Annotated in this window: 22 protein-coding genes and 1 tRNA gene; 22 read left to right on the top strand and 1 reads right to left on the bottom strand. The window is 70.8% G+C overall.

Annotation, left to right across the window (positions count from 1 at the left end):
- The first annotated feature begins 87 nt into the window (after window positions 1-87).
- From K7B10_RS14515 to K7B10_RS14465, 11 genes are all read left to right on the top strand, one after another.
- Window positions 88-417 carry an SCO3933 family regulatory protein gene (locus K7B10_RS14515; protein WP_229336462.1) on the top strand — a complete coding sequence of 110 codons (330 nt, stop codon included), beginning with the start codon at window positions 88-90 and terminating at the stop codon, window positions 415-417.
- Between the two features lie 2 nt (window positions 418-419).
- The gene (locus K7B10_RS14510) at window positions 420-1,769 is read left to right on the top strand and encodes an FtsK/SpoIIIE domain-containing protein (protein WP_229336461.1); all 1,350 of its coding nucleotides are present in this window, start codon (window positions 420-422) and stop codon (window positions 1,767-1,769) included.
- 26 nt (window positions 1,770-1,795) lie between these two features.
- The gene (locus tag K7B10_RS14505) at window positions 1,796-2,464 is read left to right on the top strand and encodes a DUF2637 domain-containing protein (RefSeq protein WP_229336460.1); all 669 of its coding nucleotides are present in this window, start codon (window positions 1,796-1,798) and stop codon (window positions 2,462-2,464) included.
- 19 nt (window positions 2,465-2,483) lie between these two features.
- Complete coding sequence (locus tag K7B10_RS14500; protein ID WP_229336459.1) at window positions 2,484-2,672, top strand: mobile element transfer protein; 189 nt, start codon at window positions 2,484-2,486, stop codon at window positions 2,670-2,672.
- 20 nt (window positions 2,673-2,692) lie between these two features.
- Entirely contained in the window at window positions 2,693-2,848 is a 156-nt protein-coding gene (locus tag K7B10_RS14495) for a hypothetical protein (RefSeq protein WP_229336458.1), read from the top strand.
- Between the two features lie 11 nt (window positions 2,849-2,859).
- Window positions 2,860-3,189: a SpdD-like protein gene (locus K7B10_RS14490; RefSeq protein WP_229336457.1), complete on the top strand. Its 330-nt coding sequence runs from the start codon at window positions 2,860-2,862 to the stop codon at window positions 3,187-3,189.
- Between the two features lie 5 nt (window positions 3,190-3,194).
- The gene (locus K7B10_RS14485; protein WP_229336456.1) at window positions 3,195-3,740 is read left to right on the top strand and encodes a GGDEF domain-containing protein; all 546 of its coding nucleotides are present in this window, start codon (window positions 3,195-3,197) and stop codon (window positions 3,738-3,740) included.
- Between the two features lie 90 nt (window positions 3,741-3,830).
- On the top strand, window positions 3,831-4,016 hold the full coding sequence (locus tag K7B10_RS14480) for a hypothetical protein (protein WP_372481410.1): 186 nt from the start codon (window positions 3,831-3,833) through the stop codon (window positions 4,014-4,016).
- A gap of 5 nt (window positions 4,017-4,021) precedes the next feature.
- On the top strand, window positions 4,022-5,416 hold the full coding sequence (repSA, locus tag K7B10_RS14475) for a replication initiator protein RepSA (protein ID WP_229336455.1): 1,395 nt from the start codon (window positions 4,022-4,024) through the stop codon (window positions 5,414-5,416).
- A gap of 11 nt (window positions 5,417-5,427) precedes the next feature.
- Entirely contained in the window at window positions 5,428-5,601 is a 174-nt protein-coding gene (locus tag K7B10_RS14470) for a helix-turn-helix transcriptional regulator (protein ID WP_229345042.1), read from the top strand.
- On the top strand, window positions 5,598-6,971 hold the full coding sequence (locus tag K7B10_RS14465) for a tyrosine-type recombinase/integrase (protein ID WP_229336454.1): 1,374 nt from the start codon (window positions 5,598-5,600) through the stop codon (window positions 6,969-6,971). The genes K7B10_RS14470 and K7B10_RS14465 overlap by 4 nt, the downstream gene beginning before the upstream one ends.
- 212 nt (window positions 6,972-7,183) lie before the next feature.
- Here K7B10_RS14465 and K7B10_RS14460 read toward each other — a convergent pair.
- Window positions 7,184-7,255, bottom strand: a tRNA-Arg gene (locus tag K7B10_RS14460).
- Window positions 7,256-7,360: 105 nt separating this feature from the next.
- Between K7B10_RS14460 and K7B10_RS14455 the strand changes: the two genes are divergently transcribed.
- The 11 genes from K7B10_RS14455 to prmC all read left to right on the top strand — a co-directional run bounded on the left by K7B10_RS14455 (window position 7,361) and on the right by prmC (window position 20,744).
- Window positions 7,361-7,831, top strand: a complete 471-nt coding sequence (locus tag K7B10_RS14455; RefSeq protein ID WP_229336453.1) for a response regulator — start codon at window positions 7,361-7,363, stop codon at window positions 7,829-7,831.
- A gap of 68 nt (window positions 7,832-7,899) precedes the next feature.
- Window positions 7,900-9,033, top strand: coding sequence for an ArgS-related anticodon-binding protein NrtL (gene nrtL, locus K7B10_RS14450; RefSeq protein ID WP_229336452.1), 1,134 nt, complete (start codon window positions 7,900-7,902; stop codon window positions 9,031-9,033).
- Between the two features lie 19 nt (window positions 9,034-9,052).
- Window positions 9,053-10,444, top strand: coding sequence for a diaminopimelate decarboxylase (lysA, locus tag K7B10_RS14445; RefSeq protein WP_229336451.1), 1,392 nt, complete (start codon window positions 9,053-9,055; stop codon window positions 10,442-10,444).
- A gap of 167 nt (window positions 10,445-10,611) precedes the next feature.
- Window positions 10,612-11,916 (top strand): homoserine dehydrogenase, encoded by a 1,305-nt coding sequence (locus K7B10_RS14440; RefSeq protein WP_229336450.1) that lies wholly within the window; start codon window positions 10,612-10,614, stop codon window positions 11,914-11,916.
- A gap of 6 nt (window positions 11,917-11,922) precedes the next feature.
- Window positions 11,923-12,993, top strand: a complete 1,071-nt coding sequence (thrC, locus tag K7B10_RS14435) for a threonine synthase (protein WP_229336449.1) — start codon at window positions 11,923-11,925, stop codon at window positions 12,991-12,993.
- A 344-nt stretch (window positions 12,994-13,337) separates the two neighbouring features.
- Window positions 13,338-14,264, top strand: coding sequence for a homoserine kinase (gene thrB, locus K7B10_RS14430; protein ID WP_030295292.1), 927 nt, complete (start codon window positions 13,338-13,340; stop codon window positions 14,262-14,264).
- A 432-nt stretch (window positions 14,265-14,696) separates the two neighbouring features.
- Window positions 14,697-16,805 (top strand): transcription termination factor Rho, encoded by a 2,109-nt coding sequence (gene rho / locus K7B10_RS14425; RefSeq protein ID WP_229336448.1) that lies wholly within the window; start codon window positions 14,697-14,699, stop codon window positions 16,803-16,805.
- Between the two features lie 319 nt (window positions 16,806-17,124).
- A complete protein-coding gene (locus tag K7B10_RS14420) occupies window positions 17,125-18,225 on the top strand; it encodes an LCP family protein (RefSeq protein WP_229336447.1) in 1,101 nt (366 codons plus the stop codon).
- A 190-nt stretch (window positions 18,226-18,415) separates the two neighbouring features.
- Window positions 18,416-18,634, top strand: coding sequence for a 50S ribosomal protein L31 (gene rpmE, locus K7B10_RS14415; RefSeq protein ID WP_030153765.1), 219 nt, complete (start codon window positions 18,416-18,418; stop codon window positions 18,632-18,634).
- Window positions 18,635-18,745: 111 nt separating this feature from the next.
- Window positions 18,746-19,825, top strand: a complete 1,080-nt coding sequence (gene prfA / locus K7B10_RS14410) for a peptide chain release factor 1 (protein WP_030857133.1) — start codon at window positions 18,746-18,748, stop codon at window positions 19,823-19,825.
- Window positions 19,826-19,898: 73 nt separating this feature from the next.
- Window positions 19,899-20,744, top strand: a complete 846-nt coding sequence (prmC, locus tag K7B10_RS14405) for a peptide chain release factor N(5)-glutamine methyltransferase (RefSeq protein WP_030153768.1) — start codon at window positions 19,899-19,901, stop codon at window positions 20,742-20,744.
- Window positions 20,745-20,776 lie beyond the last annotated feature (32 nt).

The following is a 20,776-nucleotide window of genomic DNA, read 5'->3' as shown; positions in this document are numbered from 1 at the left end:
TGCACTATCTCCTTAGTCGCTCGCAGTCCTAGGACAGCGGGCTTCGGCAGTCCTCTTCGGGCTGCTCCGACAACGCTGGAGGTACTGATGCCGTCGTTCAAGGTGGACACGTCGACTGCCGTGGTGTTCGTGGCCACGGCCCCGACCCCGAAGCTCGTGAGCAAGCAGACCGGTGAGCGCGCCATCGACCGGGAGACCGGTGCCGGGCTGTCCACGGTGGGCCTGCTGATCTCTGACGATGGGGAGGGAACCCTCTGCCAGGTGACCGTTCCGGAGACCGGTCTCCCCCAGGGGCTGACGCCGGGCACGGTGGTATCGGTGATCGGTCTCAGGGCCCGTGACTGGGAGAACTCCTCCAACGGTCAGATGCGGCACGGCATTGCGTTCCGCGCCGTGGCCCTCACGGTCGGGGTCTGACCATGACCGATCTGTCGACGTTATGGGAGGTCGGCCTCCCACTGGCCGCCGGTGCGGGTGGTCTTCGATACGCCCAGGTGCGTGCGCCGCGCGTGTTCTGGTCCGTCGTCGGGCTGCCGGTGGCTCAGGTGCGGTTCGCGATGACGTACCGCTCGACCATGGACGTGTGCGGGCTGACGGTCCAGCCGTCCCGCCTGCGGGCGTTCCTCGTCCGCAACGTCGCCCGCCGCAGCGACGTGCAGCCCGTACCGCCGAAGATCCGCCGAGTACGGGGATCGTCGACCGGCATGCGGGTGACCTTGCGGCTTCCGGCCGGACTGGAGCCCGCCGACGTGGTCGCGGCTTCCGAACGGCTGCGGCACGCCTGGGGTGTCCACTCCGTCCATGTGGTCGAGACCCGGCCGGGCTTCGTTGAGCTGCGGATGACCGGCTACGACGTGTTGCGCCGGGTGAAGATGCCGCGTCGGCGGCCCTCCGGTCTGATGACCGTGCCGGTCGCGCTGCGGGAAGACGGCACCGCCTTCGTACGGGATTACCTGAAGGTGCCTCACGCGCTGACGCTCGGCGCCAACCAGTCGGGGAAGTCCATGTACCAGCGCAACCTGGTCGCGGGTCTCGCCCGGCTACGGGTCGCGCTGGTCGGGATCGACTGCAAGCGCGGTGTTGAGCAGCAGGTGTACGCGCCCCGGCTGTCGGCGCTGGCCGTTACGCCTGAGGAGGCGTCCGGGCTCCTGGACGCGCTCGTGGGCGAAATGGAGACCCGCTTCGACCTGCTGAGCGACTACGGCGCCGCCGATCTGTGGGGTCTGCCCGAGGAGGTTCGGCCGGTTCCCGTGGTGGTGCTCGTGGACGAGGTCGCGGAGCTGTTCCTCGTGGCCAGCAAGAAGGACGAAGAGCGCCGGGACCGGATGGTCATGCAGATGATCCGCCTCGGGCAGATGGCCCGCGCGGCCGGCATCTACCTGGAGATCTGCGGCCAGCGCTTCGGCTCCGACCTCGGCAAGGGCGCCACCACGCTGCGCGCCCAGCTCACCGGCCGCGTCGTCCACCGCGTCAACGACAAGCAGACCGCCGACATGGGCCTGGGCGACATCGCTCCGGACGCGGTCATGGCCGTCACCGCGATCCCGCCCGACCGTCCCGGCGTCGCCGTGGCAGGCGATAGCTCTGGCGGCTGGTCCCGAATCCGCACGCCCGAGATGAGCGCCGACGAGGCCGCCGCGACCTGTGCCCAGTTCGCGCACCGGACCCCGGACGTCCCGACCCTCGCCCCGTTCCGGCCCGTGGTCCCCGCCCCGGCGGGATCCACCGGACCCACACCGCTGGCGACGCCGACTCCGGCCACGAACTAGCGACTTCCCCTGAAAGGAGGTGGCTCGTGTTCCGGAATCTCCGTCCTGACGCCGTGCTCGTCCAGGCCGTCATCGCCGGTGCCCTGTCCTTCGCCCACCTTCACGATCTCGCTGCCGCCGCCGGGCAGGACGGTTGGAAGGCCTGGGCCTACCCGGTCAGCGTCGACTTGCTGCTGGTCGCCGCCTGGCGCCGGATGCGTACCGATACGGGCAACCGCGACGCGTGGCTCTGGTTCGCCATCGCCCTCGTCGCCTCACTCGGCGCCAACGTCGCCACCGCTGGACTGCTCGACCTGCACAACGTCCCGCCCTGGCTGCGCATCCTCGTCGCCGGATGGCCGGCACTCGCCTTCCTCGGCGGCACCCTCCTCGCCCACGCTCAGGCCCCGGATCCACGGCCTGAGCCAGAGCTCGCCGAGGAACCCGCGCTGCCTGACCTGACCGTGGAACGCGCCCCGGAACCGGCTCCCGAGCTGCCACCGGCGGCGCCCGCCCCGCAGGACATCCCACCGGATCCCACACTCACTCCCGCAGCGCCTGCCGTACCCGTTCCGCCCGCGCTGCTCGACCACGCCCGGAAGATCGCGGATGCCCACCATGCCCAGACCGGCACCCCGATCGACGCTGCGACCCTCCGCGCCCGCCTCGGCGTTCCCGCCGCTCTGGCGGACTCGATCGCCCTCCAACTCGCCTGACTCGAAAGGGGACAGATCCATGCGCCCGAACCGCTTCTACAACGTCATCCGCATCGGCCCGGTGCGGGTCGGCAGCCACCAGGACGGCCGGGGCCGTACGAAGCACACCGCCGTCTGTACCGCCCCCGGCTGCGACTTCTCCGCCGACTACCTCACCCGCGCCGCCGCCGAACTCGCCGCCCGAACCCACCGCTGCAACCCGCGCTGATCGCAAAGGAGACCCGCGTCATGGACGTACCGCTCTGGCTCGCCCTGATCGCCGTCGGCGTCCTCGGCTACAAGCTCGTCCGCCCGCCGCTGTGGCTCGTCGCCGTGATCCTCCTCAGCGGCTTCCTCCTCGCCAACAGCTCTCTCGCCCCGTTCCTCGCCCCGATCACCAAGTAGGGAGAACCGCCATGCTCCGACCGCGCATCCCGGTCAACCCGCTCCCGACCGGCACCGTTGTTCCACTCGCTCACGCCGTCGCTGTCCCCGAGGCCGAGTCGCACCGTGAGCCTTCCTTGAAGTCCCGCGACCACCACGCACAGGCCGCACCGACCCGTGCCACGGTCCAGCTCACCCCGGGCAGCGCGATCGTCCTGGCGGCCGGCGGTGGCGCCGTCGTCCTCGTGGTCGGCGCCGTCCTCGTCTCGATGCTCCTCGCCGTCGCCATCACCGGCGTCTCCGTCGCGGTGATCGCGGTGGTCCTGCGCCTGCTGGTCAAGGACCTCCAGAAGGGGCGGTGACGCAGATGGACACGCACGTCATCGCCGCGGGGTTACCGGCCCTGGGCTGGGCCTTCCACGGCGGGATCCTCCTGCGCCGCCTGGCCACCGCCCGCCGAGACCCCCTGACTGGCCTGCACACCCGCGCCGGATGGACCGCCCGCGCCGAACACCTCATCGCCAAGCACCGCAACGCGCTCGTGCTCCTGGTTGACCTGGACGACTTCAAGGCCGTCAACGACACCCACGGCCACGCCGCCGGAGACGCGGTCCTCACCGCGACCGCCCGCCGCCTGTCCAGCTGGTGCGGCCGCTACGGAATCGCCGCCCGGCTCGGCGGAGACGAATTCGCCGCAGTCGTCACCGACCCGGCCGCAACCCCGGGCCTTCCTGCCCTCCGGGCCGCCTTGGACCAGCCCGTCACGCACCACCGCTGCATCCTGCCGGTCTCCGCCTCGGTCGGCCACTGCCACCGCGCGAACCTTCCGGTGCCCGCGCTCACCGACGCGCTCTCCGCCGCCGACTCCTCGATGTACGCGGCCAAGGGCCACGGCAGGCGCCACACACGCTAAGCGGCCCCCGGGACGGCCTCGGTCGCCAAACTTCCGCCGCCCCGGGCGCCTGAACCCCTCCAGATCCAACGGACCCGAAAGGGAAGCCTCATGATGCCCCAGACCACTTCGACCCCGCCGCGCATCTGCCACGAGTGCGACGGCTTCGCCACCGCCACGATCACCACCGGCACACGCTCCACGGACGGCACCCGGACCACCATCCGCGTCAACTGCCCGGCCTGCCGGGGCCTCGGCCGCACCATCTCCGCCGGCCTCGTCCGCGCCGGGAAGTGAGCGCCTTGTCCGACACCGCCACCGCGGCGGGCCTGGACCCGGCCACCCTGAGCGACCTGCTCCGGGTGGCCGGGGCCCCCGGCTTCGACCGCCTCCATGAACAGATCCGCCGCACCGGAGGATGCGCCGCCCCCATCCGCCTCTCCGGCGGGACCAAGCTCCTCGACCCCGCCACGCGGACTGTCCTCCACGCTTACACGACCGACGCCGAACCCGGCGGCGTCCTCCGGATCGCCTGCGGCAACCGCCGGGCCTCCCGCTGCCCCGCCTGCGCCTGGACCTACGCAGGCGACACCTACCACCTGATCCGCGCCGGACTCGTCGGAGACCCCGCCAAGGGCACCCCCGAAACGATCCGGGATCACCCCCGCGTCTTCGCCACCCTGACCGCCCCGTCGTTCGGGCCGGTCCACAACCGGCCCGGCACCCGCCCCTGCCGCTGCGGCATCCGGCACCCCGAAGACGCTGAAGAACTGGGCACCCCGCTCGACCCGTCCACGTACGACTACGCGGGCGCCGTGCTCTGGAACAACCACGCCTCCGACCTGTGGCGCTACTTCACGATCTACCTCCGCCGCGAGATCGCCGCCCGCGCCGGGATCACGCAGAAAGCCGCCCGCGAACAGTCCCGCGTCTCCTTCGGCAAGGTCGCCGAGTACCAGAAGCGCGGCGCCGTCCACTTCCACGCCGTGATCCGTTTCGACGGACCGGACGGGCTCGACAGCCCACCGCCTGTGTGGGCCACCCTCGACATGCTCACCGACTCCATCCGGGCCGCCGCTGCTCGTGTCCGCGTCGTCGTGCCGGCCACACCGGAGCACGGCTTCGAGCACGACTGGGTGTTCCAGTGGGGCGAGCAGATTGACGTGCAGCCCATCGGCGCCTTCGGGAACGGAGAAGAGCTAACGGAGCAGGCGGTCGCCTCCTACGTCGCCAAGTACGCGACGAAAGCCGCCGAGACGACCGGCACCGTGGACCACCCCGTGGGCAACAAAGAAGCGCTGATCCTCCTCGCCGTACCCGACCACCCGCGGCGGCTGATGGAAGCCTGCATGGACCTCGATAGGGCCTACCCGGAACGGCGCCTGCGGGCCTGGGCTCACATGCTCGGCTTCCGCGGCCACTTCTCCACCAAATCCCGCAGCTACTCGACCACCCTCGGCGCCTTACGCCAAGTACGCGCCGACTACCGGGCCGCCCAACAACGCGCCTCCCTCGGCCTGCCCAACCCCGACGACCACCCGGAAGCCACCCTCCTCGTCGTCGCCCACTGGGCCTACGCCGGCAACGGCCACACACCCGGTGAGTCCTGGCTCGCCGCCAACATCCGCCGCGACATCCAGCTCAACCGTGAAACCGCCCGCGAAGCCCTGCTCGATTTGGAAGGAGACGTGACGTGAAGGACGAGCTGATGACCACGGCGGAGGTCCTATCCGAGTTGAAGGGGATTTCGCGGCGGACCTTCTACCGGTGGCGTGAACTCGGGAAGGCGCCCAAGGCATTCACGCTGCCGAACGGAGAGCTGCGTGTCTGGCGGAGTGACTTTCATGCCTGGCTTCGGAGCCGGGAAGGGGCTGCCGCGTGAAGTCCACCGATGTTCGGGTCTGGTCGATTCGGGTCAAGCCCGGGAAACGGCCCTCCTATGAGGTGCGATGGAAGGTTGCCGGGCTGTCTTTCTCTGAGACACGTAAGACGAAAGCGCTCGCTGACAGTTTCAGGTCGAAGCTGCTTCGCGCCACGCGCGACGGCGAGGAATTCGACACGGTTTCGGGCCTTCCCGACTCCATGGCAGAGCGCAAGGCGTCCCTGAGCTGGTACTCCTTCGCGTTGCAGTACCTCGCGATGAAGTGGCCGCATGCCGCCCCGAACACCCGTGACGGGATCAACGAATCATTGACCTCCGTCACGCTGGCCCTGTTGGACGACCGGCCCGGTCGCCCCGAGGAGAGAGTTCTCCGGCGAGCGCTGCGCAACTGGGCATTCGTCATACCGGGGCCTGATGATCGAGAAATCCCGGACGAGATCGCCAACGCGCTTCACTGGGTGTCCAAGGCCTCTCGTCCCCTCGGAGATCTTGCGGATCCCGTCGTGGGGCGTGCAGTGCTCGACTCCCTCAAGATCAAGCTGGATGGGACAGCTGCCGCGGCGGAAACCGTTCACCGGAAGCGGCGAACCTTGGTGAATTCCATGCACTACGCGGTTGATCTCGGTGAGTTCCAGGAAAATCCGCTCGGTGCTGTTCGCTGGCAGAAGCCGAAGGTGGCCAACGACGTGGATCCCCGTGTCGTGGCGAATCCGGAGCAGGCGCGGTCACTGCTGTGCGCGGTGTCCTATGTCGGCGGCTTCAAGCGGGCCCGCGGCCGGCGCCTGGTCGGGCTCTTCGCCGGGATGTACTTCGGAGGCTTCCGGCCCGCCGAGGCAGTGGGGCTCCCCTTGTCGGATCTCACCCTCCCTGCCTGCGGCTGGGGAGAGGCACTACTGAACCGGTCCCGACCGAGTGTGGGGCGACAGTGGACCGATTCCGGCCTGAGCCATGACGACCGCGGGCTCAAGAACCGGCCCGCCGAGGAGGTACGGCGCGTGCCGATCCCGCCCCAGCTCGTCTCCGTCCTCCAGGAGCACATCGACACCTTCGGGACCGCTGAGGACGGGCGACTCTTCTTCAGCGAGGGCGGGGGAGTGGTGTCCTCCTCCACGTACTACCGGGCCTGGCAGGAGGCGCGGCTCCTGGCCCTGCCGCCGGCCGCCGTAGCTTCTCCGCTCGCGCGGCGCCCATACGACCTGAGGCACTCCGCGCTCTCCACCTGGCTCAACGCCGGTGTCGACCCGACCGAGGTTGCGGCACGAGCCGGGAACAGCGTGGAGGTACTGCTCGGCCGGTACGCCAAGTGCCTCGACGGCCGGCAGGAAGTCGGCAACCGGCGGATCGAGGAGCTGCTACGCGAGTACGAGTGAGAGGTGGGCCGTTGTGGCCCGAGGCCCCTGGGGAAACCCGGGGGCCTTCGTGTTTCCCAGGCTGACCTGGGGAGTTGTGGAGGCGTCCAGGCCGCGAATAGGCCGCAGGGGCTGTCAGGGGGCTGCATGGCCTTGCACATGGCTGCACATACGCGAAGACCCCGTCTCAGCGAAGGCGCTGATGGCGGGGTCTTTGGGCACTTCCTGCGAAGTGCCCCCGGCAGGATTCGAACCTGCGCACACGGCTCCGGAGGCCGTTGCTCTATCCCCTGAGCTACGGGGGCGTGTCGTTCGCGTTGCGGCGACGGGTTGAACACTACCAGCTTCCGCGGGGTGATCAGGAACCGATTACCGGGGTTCGGGGCGCGGGTCGCTCGGAGGGGGTGGAAGTGGCAAAAACCCGGACGCGGGGGCTTAGGCGGACCTACTCTCGAGTTGTGTCAGGCGCCTCGGGCCGGGTGCTTGTTGTCGACGACAACAAGGTCATCCGGCAGCTGATCAAGGTCAATCTCGAGCTGGAGGGCTTCGAGGTCGTGACCGCGAACGATGGTGCCGAATGCCTGGACATCGTGCACGACGTGTGCCCCGACCTGATCACCCTTGATGTGGTCATGCCCCGGTTGGACGGGTTTGCGGCCGCCGCGCGGCTGCGTGCCGATCCGCGGACGCGGCATCTGCCCCTCGCCATCGTGAGCGCCTGTACGCAGTACGAGGTGGAGGCCGGGATCGAGGCCGGGGTGGATGCCTTCCTCGCCAAGCCCTTCGAGCCCGCCGAGCTGGTACGGGTCGTACGCCGGCTCATCGAGCGCAAGGACCGGCGCGAGCGGAAGGGTGCGCCGGCCGGGCGGGGGAGAGGGTAGCGCCGGGCACCTGTTCACATGGCGAAACCATTCGCGGGATGGGTGGGCTTCTCCCCTAGGCTGGTCCCGTGACCCCCGCCGACCTCTCCAGCACCGTCGCACGCGCCGTGCGCCGCGCCGTCGAGGACGGGGAGCTGCCGGCCGCGGCGGACCTGCCCGAGCGGGTCGTCATCGAGCGGACCCGGCCCGGCGGAGCGGGCGACTACGCCACTCCCGTCGCGTTCCAGGTCGCCCGGGCCGCCCGCCGGCCCCCCGCGGAAGTCGCCCGGGTGATCGCCGAAGGCCTGGCCGCGGAGCCCGGGATCGAGCGCGTGGAGATCACGGGCGCCGGGTTCCTGAACTTCACCCTCGCCCCCCGCGCCGCCGCCGACCTCGTCCGCGAAGTGCTGTCGCGCGGACCGCGCTACGGGTACGCGGACGACGCCGTCGAGGTGGAGCCCTTCTGCTGGACCCCCACCGCCGAGTTCCGCCGGCGCGCCGTCCACGAGGCCGTCGTACGCATCCTGCGCAGCCAGGGACGGGGGGACGGCGGCGCGCCGCCCGTCGTCGCGCCCGTCGCGCGCCGCGACGGGGACGTGGTCGCCGCCTACGGGCGGGATGCCGCCGGCTGGGCCGTGCTCGCCGTTCCGGCCCGCGAGACCCCCCAGTTCGGGGCCGGACTCCTCGTCCAGGACGAGTCCAGCGAGTTCTTCCTCGTGCGGTACGCGCACGCCCGTGCCAAGGCCCTCGGCCGCGGCGCCGCCCGCCTCGGTTTCGGCCCCGAGCCCGGCGAGACCGCCGCGCCCCCGGAGACCGCCGCGCCCCCGGAGACCGCCGCGCCCCCGGAGACCGCCGCGCCCCCGGAGACCCCCGCACCCGCAGAGACCCCCGCGCCCACCCGGCCCGCCGAGACCGACGTCTCCGCCCGGCCCCCCGCGCCCACCCGGCCCGCCGCACCCGGCGCCCCCGAACTGCTGCGGCTGCTCGCCGAGTACCCCCTCGTGCTGGAGGCCGCCGCGCATCGGCGCGCGCCGGAGCAGCTCGTCCGGTTCCTCGTGCGCGTCGCCGACGAGCTGCTCGATTTCCAGCACTGCGTCCTGCCCAAGGGGGACGAGAAACCCTCGGCCGCCCACCGCGCCCGGCTGGCTCTTGCCGAAGCCGCCGGGACGGTGCTGGCCGGCGGCCTGGCCCTTCTCGGCATAGACGCACCTGACTGCCTGTGATCTGCGAAGAGAGATACCGATGAGCCGTTCCGCGCACCCCGCCGGGCCCCGCCACGCCGACGTCCTGCCCGAGGGCCACTACTCCCCGCCGCCCGCCGACCTCAACGCGCTCGACGAGAAGGTCTGGGCCCGGACCGTACGGCGGAACGGCGACGGAGTGGTGACCGTGGGCGGCATGCCCGTCACCGCGCTCGCCGAGGAGTTCGGGACGCCCGCCTACTTCCTCGACGAAGAGGACTTCCGGGCCCGGTGCCGCGCCTGGGCGCACGCCTTCGGGCCCGACGCCGACGTGTTCTACGCGGGCAAGGCGTTCCTCTCCAAGGCGGTCGTGAAGTGGCTGAAGGAAGAAGGGCTCAACCTCGACGTCTGCTCCGGCGGCGAGCTGGCCACCGCCCTCGCCGCGGGCATGCCCGCCGAGCGGATCGCCTTCCACGGGAACAACAAGTCCGCGGCCGAGATCACCCGGGCCGTCACCGCCGGCGTCGGCCGGATCGTCCTCGACTCCTTCCAGGAGATCGCCCGCGTCGCGCACATCGCCCGTGAGCTGGGCGTGCGCCAGCCCGTACAGATCCGCGTGACCGTCGGCGTGGAAGCGCACACCCACGAGTTCATCGCCACCGCGCACGAGGACCAGAAGTTCGGCATCGCCGTCGCCGACGGCTCCGCCGCCGAGGCCGTACGGCGCGCCCTCGGGCACGACAGCCTCGAACTGCTCGGCGTCCACTCCCACATCGGCTCGCAGATCTTCGACATGGCCGGCTTCGAGGTCTCCGCGAAGCGCGTGGTGCGGCTGCTGGCCGCCGTACGGGACGAGCACGGCGTCGAGCTCCCCGAGATCGACCTCGGCGGCGGTCTCGGCATCGCCTACACCTCCTCCGACGACCCGCGGGAGCCCCACGAGATCGCCAAGGCCCTGCACGAGATCGTCGCCCGGGAGTGCGAGTCCGCCGGCCTGCGCGCGCCCCGCATCTCCGTCGAGCCCGGCCGCGCCATCGTCGGCCCCACCGCCTTCACCCTCTACGAGGTCGGCACGATCAAGCCGCTCGAGGGGCTGCGCACGTACGTCTCCGTCGACGGCGGCATGTCGGACAACATCCGCACCGCCCTCTACGACGCCGAGTACGCCGTCACCCTCGTCTCCCGCGTCTCCGACGCCGAGCCCATGCTGGTCCGCGTCGTCGGCAAGCACTGCGAGAGCGGTGACATCGTGGTGAAGGACGCCTTCCTGCCGGCCGACCTGGCCCCGGGGGACCTCCTCGCCGTACCCGCCACGGGGGCGTACTGCCGCTCCATGGCCAGCAACTACAACCATGCGCTCCGACCGCCCGTCGTCGCCGTGCGCGACGGCCAGGCGCGGGTGATCGTCCGGCGCGAGACGGAGGAAGATCTCCTGCGTCTCGACCTCGGATGATCCGGTTATTTCTGGGGGAAGGCCCCATACCCCCAAAATAGGTGCCGATAGGTGTCTCACTCAATGGACCGAGGATGGAAAGTCCTGTCCATTGAGTGAGACTGGTTGAGACCCGGCGCGCAACCCGCGCGCCGAGTGGTGATGGAAGATCGAAAGGCGTAGGTCGAATGATGCGTACGCGTCCGCTGAAGGTGGCGCTGCTGGGCTGTGGAGTGGTCGGCTCAGAGGTGGCGCGCATCATGACGACGCACGCCGACGACCTCACGCAGAGGATCGGCGCGCCCGTCGAGCTCGCCGGCGTGGCCGTGCGCCGCCCCTCCAAGGTCCGCGAGGGCATCGACCCCGCCCTGGTCACCACCGATGCGACCGCCCTCCTCAAACGCGGTGACATCGACATCGCGATCGAGGTCATCGGCGGCATCGAGCCCGCCCGCACCCTCATCACCACCGCCTTCGAGCACGGCATCTCCGTCGTCTCGGCGAACAAGGCGCTGCTCGCCCAGGACGGCGCCGCGCTGCACGCCGCGGCCGAGGAGGCCGGTCTGGACCTGTACTACGAGGCCGCCGTGGCCGGCGCCATCCCGCTGGTCCGCCCGATGCGCGAGTCCCTCGCCGGCGACAAGATCAACCGGGTGATGGGCATCGTCAACGGCACGACGAACTTCATCCTCGACAAGATGGACTCCACCGGCGCCGGGTACCAGGAGGCGCTCGACGAGGCCACCGCCCTCGGGTACGCCGAGGCCGACCCCACCGCCGACGTCGAGGGCTACGACGCCGCCGCCAAGGCCGCGATCCTGGCCGGCATCGCCTTCCACACCCGGGTCCGCCTCGACGACGTCTACCGCGAGGGCATGACCGAGGTCAGCGCCGCCGACTTCGCCTCCGCCAAGCGCATGGGCTGCACCATCAAGCTCCTCGCGATCCTGGAGCGGGCCGCCGACGGCGCCTCCGTCACCGCCCGCGTGCACCCGGCGATGATCCCGCTGACCCACCCGCTCGCCTCCGTCCGCGAGGCGTACAACGCCGTCTTCGTCGAGGCGGAGGCCGCCGGGCGGCTCATGTTCTACGGGCCCGGCGCGGGCGGTTCGCCGACCGCGTCGGCGGTCCTCGGCGACCTCGTCGCCGTCTGCCGCAACAAGCTCGCCGAGGCAACGGGGCCCGGCGAGTCGGCCTACACCCAGCTGCCGGTCAGCCCCATGGGCGACGTCGTCACGCGGTACCACATCAGCCTCGATGTGGCCGACAAGCCGGGCGTCCTCGCCCAGGTGGCGACGACGTTCGCGGAGCACGGTGTCTCCATCGATACCGTACGACAGCAAGGACGTCCGGACGGGGTCGGCAATGAGGCCTCCCTCGTCGTCGTCACCCACCGCGCGCCCGACGCCGCCCTCTCCGGGACCGTCGAGGCACTGCGGAAGCTGGACACCGTGCGCGGTGTCGCCAGCATCATGCGTGTTGAAGGGGAGTAAGGACCCATGAGCAGCAATCGCACCCACCAGTGGCGCGGCATCATCGAGGAGTACCGGGACCGCCTGCCGGTGACGGACACGACTCCCGTGGTCACGCTCCGCGAGGGTGGCACTCCCCTCGTCCCCGCGCAGGTGCTCTCCGAGCGCACCGGCTGCGAGGTCCACCTCAAGGTCGAGGGGGCGAACCCCACCGGGTCCTTCAAGGACCGCGGCATGACCATGGCGATCACCAAGGCCAAGGAGGAGGGCGCCAAGGCCGTCATCTGCGCCTCCACGGGCAACACCTCGGCCTCGGCCGCCGCGTACGCGGTGCGCGCCGGCATGGTCTCGGCCGTCCTCGTGCCCCGCGGCAAGATCGCGCTCGGCAAGATGGGCCAGGCGCTCGTGCACGGGGCCAAGATCCTCCAGGTGGACGGCAACTTCGACGACTGCCTGGACCTGGCCCGCGCCCTGTCCGACAACTACCCGGTCGCGCTGGTCAATTCCGTGAACCCGGTGCGCATCGAGGGCCAGAAGACGGCCGCGTTCGAGATCGTCGACGCGCTCGGCGACGCCCCCGACGTCCACGTGCTGCCCGTCGGCAACGCCGGCAACATCACCGCGTACTGGAAGGGCTTCAAGGAGTACAAGGCCGACGGCCTGGCCTCCCGTACGCCCCGTGTGTGGGGTTTCCAGGCCTCAGGTTCCGCCCCCATCGTGCGCGGCGAGATCGTCAAGGAACCGCACACCATCGCCACCGCGATCCGCATCGGCAACCCGGCCTCGTGGGACTACGCGCTCGCCGCGCGCGACGAGTCGGGCGGCTTCATCGACGAGGTGACGGACCGCCAGATCCTGGCCGCCTACCGCCTGTTGGCCGCGCAGGAGGGCGTCTTCGTCGAGCCGGCCTCGGCGGCGTCCGTGGCCGGCCTGCTCAAGGCCGCCGAGCTGGGCCTGGTCGACCCCGGCCAGAAGATCGTGTGCACCGTGACCGGAAACGGCCTCAAGGACCCCGACTGGGCCGTCGCCGGCGCCCCGCAGCCGGTCACCGTCCCGGTGGACGCGGAGGCCGCGGCCATCCGCCTCGGCCTGGTCTGACCCGGTCGCACCACGGTTCGACCGCGATACCCCGGTTGCCGGATTCCGGAATGCCTCCCGGAGGCTTCCGGAATCCGGCAACTGGGGCCGTACGGCACAAAAGCCAAGGGCGTTCGGTGGAGTCCTCCGGAATCCACCGGAAGGAATCGACACGCATCGTGCGCCTCCTGTGCGCCCTATGTCGCGAGAGAACCTTCCTTCGATACGCTGTACTTACATCCGCCACCGCGCATATGACCGTGGTGCTGCCCAGTGGGCCTTCGGGTGTCGTACGTTCTCCAGTACATTCACAGCGAGCCAGCGAAGATCTCGTCTCGCACAGTCACAAGGAGTGTCATCGGACGATGGCCGGTCCAGCGTTCCGCGCCGCCGCCGTACGGGTGCGCGTCCCCGCCAGCAGTGCCAACCTCGGCCCGGGCTTCGACGCCCTCGGCCTGGCCCTGGGGCTCTACGACGACGTCGTCGTCCGGGTGGCCGACTCCGGCCTGAACATCGACATCGCGGGCGAGGGCGCCGACACCCTCCCGCGGGACGAGAGCCACCTGCTCGTACGCTCCATGCGCACCGCCTTCGACCTGCTGGGCGGGCAGCCGCGCGGCCTCGAGGTCGTCTGCGCCAACCGCATCCCGCACGGCCGCGGCCTCGGGTCCTCCTCCGCCGCCATCTGCGCCGGCATCGTCGCCGCCCGCGCGGTGACCATAGGCGGAGAGGCCAAGCTGGACGACGCGGCCCTGCTCGAACTGGCCACCGAGATCGAGGGCCACCCCGACAACGTCGCCGCCTGTCTCCTCGGCGGATTCACCCTCGCCTGGATGGACGGCGGCAGCGCCAAGGCCATCCGCATGGAGCCCGCCGATTCCATCGTTCCGGTGGTCTTCGTCCCCTCCAAGCCGGTCCTGACGGAGACCGCGCGCGGCCTGCTGCCGCGCAACGTCCCGCACGTGGACGCGGCCGTCAACGCGGGTCGCGCGGCCCTGCTCGTCGAAGCCCTGACCAGGCGTCCCGAGTTGCTGCTGCCGGCCACCGAAGACCGGCTCCACCAGGAGTACCGGTCCCCGGCGATGCCCGAGAGCGTGGCACTCGTCAACCGGCTGCGGGCGGACGGCATCCCCGCGGTCATCTCCGGCGCGGGCCCCACGGTCCTCGCGCTGGTCGACAACGGCGCGGCCGACAAGGTCGCGCAGCTCGCGGGCGAAGGGTGGGCGGCGAACCGGCTCGCCCTCGACGCCGCGGGCGCGAGCGTCCTGCCGCTGGGAACCCAGGGCGGCTAGGTCGTAGGGCAGACCGCCAGGGGCGGGCGGCCAGGGCAGGCCGCCCGCGCTGTGGGCGCGATTGCCGGTGATTGAGAGGGGGAATATCTGTTGGATCCGGTAGTGTTAGTCTCAAGTGCGCAGCCGAAGCCGCCATGGCTCGGTGCTCAGTGTCCCCATCAGGGACCACCTTTCTTCCGGGAGCCTCCCCGACTGCTTTGATCGCTTCCAGCAGTTTCGAGCACGCTCCGGAATCGGCGTGACATTCCCACGCTTCCAGCTCGGGGGCTTCTCGCCGGAACCACCCATGCACGTTTCTCTCCGCCGTTCCTCTTTCGGCGGACCACCGCCCCGGCCGCGGGCCATGACCCATCAAGCCATGGACCGTTGTCGGACAGCACAACCGGTCGCCGAGCCAGACAGGCCGACGTCCGCTCCAGGGAAGGACCCTTCGTGAGCGACACCACCGATCTGATGGGCGCTGCCGACACCACTGTCGACACCAGTGCCCCCGCCGCGGGCGCCGCCCCCAAGCGTCGCCGCTCCGGCACCGGCCTCGAGGGCATGGTCCTGGCCGAGCTCCAGCAGGTCGCGTCGGGCCTCGGCATCAGGGGCACCGCGCGGATGCGCAAGAGCCAGCTGATCGAGGTCATCAAGGAGGCGCAGGCGGGAAGCAGTGCCCCGAAGGCCGCGGCTCCCGCCGCCGACGCCGCCGAGGCCAAGCCGAAGCGCCGCGCCACCAGCAAGGCCCGTACGGGCGAGGCCGCCGCAGAGGCGCCCGCCGAGAAGCCCGCCGCGCAGGCGCAGATCGAGATCCCGGGCCAGCCGGCTTCCGACGACGCGCCGGCCGGCGAGCGCCGCCGCCGTCGGGCCACGGCCCCCTCCGGCAGCCCGGAGACCACGGCCCCCGCCGCCGTGCAGGTCGAGGCCAAGACCGAGACCGTCATCGCGACCGCTCCGGCCGACGCCAAGGCCGAGGCCGCCACCGCCGTCTCCGCGCCCGCCCAGGAGGGCGAGGGCCGCGGCCGGCGCGACCGCCGCGACCGCGGTGACCGTGCGGAGCGCGGCGACGGCCGGCGCGACCGCCGCGACCGCGGCGCCAAGACCGACGACCAGGGCCAGGGCGCCCAGGGCCAGGGCCAGGGTGGTCAGGGTCAGGGCGGCGGCCAGGGTGGTCAGGGTCAGGGCGGCGGCCGCGGTGACCGCCAGGACCGCCAGCAGCAGGACCGCCAGCAGCAGGGCGGCCGCCAGGACCGCCAGCAGCAGGGCCGCCAGGACCGTCAGGGTCCCCAGGGCAACGGTCCCGAGGACGACTTCGACGACGAGGGCGGTCGTCGCGGCCGTCGCGGCCGCTACCGCGACCGCCGTGGCCGTCGCGGCCGCGACGAGTTCGCGCCGAGCGAGCCGCAGGTCGCCGACGACGACGTCCTGATCCCCGTGGCGGGCATCCTCGACATCCTCGACAACTACGCGTTCATCCGGACCTCGGGCTACCTGCCCGGCCCGAACGACGTGTACGTCTCCCTCGCACAGGTCCGCAAGGCCGGCCTGCGCAAGGGCGACCACACCACCGGTGCCGTGCGCCAGCCCAAGGACGGCGAGCGCCGCGAGAAGTTCAACGCCCTCGTGCGTCTGGACTCGGTGAACGGCATGGCGCCCGAATCCGGCCGCGGCCGCCCGGAGTTCCAGAAGCTGACCCCGCTCTACCCGCAGGACCGGCTCCGCCTGGAGACCGACCCGGGCGTGCTGACGACCCGCATCATCGACCTCGTGTCGCCGATCGGAAAGGGCCAGCGAGGCCTGATCGTGGCCCCGCCGAAGACCGGCAAGACCATGATCATGCAGGCGATCGCCAACGCGATCACCACCAACAACCCCGAGTGCCACCTGATGGTCGTCCTGGTCGACGAGCGTCCGGAAGAGGTCACCGACATGCAGCGGTCGGTCAAGGGCGAGGTCATCTCCTCGACCTTCGACCGTCCGGCCGAGGACCACACCACCGTCGCCGAGCTGGCCATCGAGCGCGCCAAGCGCCTCGTCGAGCTGGGTCACGACGTGGTCGTCCTGCTGGACTCCATCACCCGTCTGGGCCGCGCGTACAACCTCGCGGCGCCCGCCTCCGGCCGCATCCTGTCCGGTGGTGTCGACTCGACCGCGCTGTACCCGCCGAAGCGCTTCTTCGGTGCCGCGCGCAACATCGAGGACGGCGGCTCGCTGACCATCCTGGCCACCGCGCTGGTCGACACCGGCTCGCGCATGGACGAGGTGATCTTCGAGGAGTTCAAGGGCACCGGCAACATGGAGCTCAAGCTCGACCGGAAGCTCGCCGACAAGCGCATCTTCCCGGCCGTCGACGTCGACCCGTCGGGCACGCGCAAGGAGGAGATCCTCCTCAACAGCGAGGAGCTCGCCATCGTCTGGAAGCTGCGCCGGGTGCTGCACGCGCTCGACTCGCAGCAGGCCATCGAGCTGCTCCTCGACAAGATGAAGCAGACGAAGTCGAACGCCGAGTTCCTGATGCAGATCGCCAAGACGACCCCGTCGGGCAAGAACGACGACTGATCCGTCGATCCGTCGCCGTACACGGCACACCAGGACCGCCCCCACCGCAGCCGCGGTGGGGGCGGTCCTGCGTCGGCGGCACCCGCGTGGTGCGCGGGTGCGAGCTTCGACACACCCGTCGTTCGCGTGAACCTTCCCGCCGCGCGGTACGTGCCTCTGAAAAACCGCAGGTGGGCGGGGGTGTGCCCGGCGGCGGACGGGCCGTTCGTCCCGTCCCGGCCGCCGTAGGGCCCCCGCAGGAGGTGCCTTCCGGCCGTGGAACCCTGGACGGCATTCGTCCGTCTGTGTCAGAGGGAACGTACTCGGGACTGAGGAGAACATGAGCGAGGACAGCAGGGGCGGCGGCGGGCGTGCCGCGAGCCGGCGCCGACGGAAACCGCCGAAGCGCCGCAGGGCCCTGGTCATCGCCGCGTGGAGTGCCGCGGGCGTGGTCCTGCTGGGCGGGGCGGGTCTCGGCTGGTTCTACTTCCACCTGAACGGGAACCTCAAGACGGTCGACATCGACCAGGCGCTCGGCACCGACCGCCCGCAGAACGTGGACAACGGCTCGATGGACATCCTCGTCCTCGGCTCCGACTCCCGCGGCGGCGCCAATTCCGAGTACGGGCCGGACGACGGCGGCTCGGCCCGCTCCGACACCGCGATGATCGTCCACCTCTACGAGGGCCACAAGAAGGCCACGGTCGTCTCGATACCGCGCGACACCATGGTCAACCGGCCGGCCTGCACGCTGGGCAACGGCAAGACCGACCGCGGCAGCTCGCGCTCCCAGTTCAACGAGTCGTTCACCATCGGCGGGGCCGCCTGCGCGGTCAAGACCGTCGAGAAGATGTCGGGGATCCGCATGGACCACTACGTCGAGGTCGACTTCACGGGGTTCAAGAAGATCATCGACAACCTCGGCGGCGTCGAGGTGACCACCAACAAGCCGATCAAGGACTACGGAAGCCACCTCGACCTCCCGGTCGGCCCCAACAAGCTCAACGGCGAGCAGGCCCTCGGCCTCGTACGGACCCGCAAGACCGTCGGCGACGGCTCCGACCTGGGCCGAATACAGCTGCAGCAGGCGTTCATGAAGGCCCTGATCAAGCAGGTCAAGGGCATCGGAGTCTTCGACAACCCAAAGCGGCTGCTCGACCTCGCCGACACCGGCACCAAGGCGCTCACCACCGACAAGTCGCTCGGCGACGTGAAGTCCCTGATGGGCTTCGCGCAGAGCCTCCAGGGCATCGATGCCCAGGACATGAAGATGATCACCCTGCCCGTGGGCCCGGACCCCCGTGACGCAGACCGGGTCGCCCCGCTGGTCAAGGAGTCCAAGATGGTCTGGGACGCCCTGCTGACCGAGCAGCCGGTGCCCGCCGAGGCCACCGCGAACTCCATGGGTGACAAGGGCACCGCCGGTCAGATCGTGCAGTGACTCGCAAAATGCCTGCTCAGGCGCCTTCCGCGGGGGAGCGGAATAGACGCCGGACCCCTCTCGTTGAAGCAGGCGTCCTCAGAATTTTGACAGGCAGCCCGGTCCTGGCAGACTGGTCTGTCGGCCCCGGTTCACGCAGTGCGCAATTCGGCCCCTGCGACCCGGCGCCCTCCCGAATCTAGGAGACACCTTGAAGCGCGATGTTCACCCCGAGTACGTCGAGACCCAGGTCAGCTGCACCTGTGGCGCGTCGTTCACCACCCGTAGCACCCTGACCGAGGGCACCATCCGTGCCGAGGTCTGCTCCGAGTGCCACCCGTTCTACACGGGCAAGCAGAAGATCCTCGACACCGGTGGCCGTGTCGCCCGCTTCGAGGCCCGCTTCGGCAAGGCTGCCGGCTCGAAGTAGCGAGCCCCCGGCGCCGGACTCCGGCTGCACCCTGTCCACACGGGGGCAGCCGGACCGGCGCCTTTGTCGTCCCGCAGCCCTTTTTCGTACTTTTCACACCAGGAGCCCCCGATGTTCGAGGCGGTCGAGGAACTGGTCGGCGAGCACGCCGATCTTGAGAAGAAGCTCGCCGACCCTTCGGTCCACTCGGATCAGGCCAACGCGCGCAAGCTCAACAAGCGCTACGCGGAGCTGACCCCGATCGTCGCGACCTTCCGTGCCTGGAAGCAGTCCGCCGAGGACATCGAGACGGCGAAGGAGTTCGCGGCCGACGACCCCGACTTCGTGGCCGAGGTGAAGGAGCTGACCGCGCAGCGCGAGGAGCTCACCGAGAAGCTCCGCCTGCTGCTGGTCCCGCGCGACCCCAGCGACGACAAGGACGTGCTCCTCGAGGTCAAGGCGGGCGCGGGCGGCGACGAGTCGGCCCTGTTCGCCGGCGACCTGCTGCGCATGTACCTGCGCTACGCCGAGCGCGTGGGCTGGAAGACCGAGATCATCGACGCCACCGAGTCCGAGCTCGGCGGCTACAAGGACGTCCAGGTCTCCGTCCGCACCAAGGGCGGCAACGGGGCCACCGAGCCCGGCCAGGGCGTCTGGGCCCGCCTGAAGTACGAGGGCGGCGTGCACCGCGTCCAGCGCGTTCCGGCCACCGAGTCCCAGGGCCGCATCCACACCTCCGCCGCCGGCGTGCTCGTCACCCCGGAGGCCGAGGAGGTCGAGGTCGAGATCAACCCGAACGACCTCCGCATCGACGTGTACCGCTCGTCGGGCCCCGGCGGCCAGTCCGTCAACACCACCGACTCGGCCGTGCGCATCACGCACGTGCCGACCGGCGTGGTCGCCTCCTGCCAGAACGAGAAGAGCCAGCTCCAGAACAAGGAGCAGGCGATGCGCATCCTGCGGTCGCGCCTGCTGGCCGCCGCCCAGGAAGCCGCCGAGCAGGAGGCCTCCGACGTGCGCCGCAGCCAGGTGCGCTCCGTGGACCGCTCCGAGAAGATCCGTACGTACAACTTCCCGGAAAACCGGATCTCGGACCACCGGACGGGCTTCAAGGCGTACAACTTGGACCAGGTGCTCGACGGCGACCTCGATCCGATGATCCAGGCCTGCGTCGACGCGGACTCGGCCGCCAAGCTGGCGTCCGCGCACTGATCCCCCGCTCGACCCGCTCCACCGTGCACGACCCCCGCACCACCCCCGTACGACAGCAGCCCGGAGGACCAGCGTGAACTTGCTGCTTGCCGAGGTGGCCCAGGCCACCCAGCGGCTGGCCGCCGCCGGCGTGCCCTCACCGCGCTTCGACGCGGAGGAGCTCGCGGCCTTCGTGCACGGCGTCAAGCGGGGGGAACTGCACCACGTCAAGGACGCGGACTTCGACGCCCGCTACTGGGAGGCCGTCGCCCGCCGCGAGGCGCGCGAGCCGCTCCAGCACATCACGGGCCGCGCCTTCTTCCGGTACCTGGAGCTCCAGGTCGGGCCCGGGGTCTTCGTGCCCCGGCCCGAGACGGAGTCCGTCGTGGACTGGGCCATACACGCCGTCCGGGCGATGGACGTCGTCGAGCCGCTGATCGTGGACCTGTGCACCGGCTCCGGCGCCATCGCGCTGGCCATGGCCCAGGAGGTGCCGCGCTCGCGCGTGCACGCGGTGGAGCTGTCCGAGGACGCCCTGCGGTGGACCCGCAAGAACGCCGAGGGATCGCGGGTCACCGTCCACCAGGGTGACGCGCTGAGCGCCCTGCCGGAGCTGGACGGCCAGGTCGACCTGGTGATCTCGAACCCGCCGTACATCCCGCTCACCGAGTGGGAGTACGTCGCCCCCGAGGCCCGGGACCACGACCCCGAGATGGCGCTGTTCTCCGGCGAGGACGGGCTCGACACCATCCGCGGCATCGAGCGCACCGCGCACCGGCTGCTGCGGCCCGGCGGCATCGTCGTCATCGAGCACGCCGACACCCAGGGCGGTCAGGTCCCGTGGATCTTTGCCGAGGAGCGCGGCTGGGCCGACGCCGCCGACCACCCCGACCTCAACAACCGCCCGCGCTTCGCCACCGCCCGCAAGGCCATGCCGTGACGGGCGCGACCCACCCCTCCACCCCCCTGCTG

Source organism: Streptomyces flavotricini, assembly GCF_020639365.1.
GTDB classification, from domain to species: Bacteria; Actinomycetota; Actinomycetes; order Streptomycetales; family Streptomycetaceae; genus Streptomyces; species Streptomyces flavotricini.
This window is presented reverse-complemented; position numbering and strand designations above follow the sequence as displayed.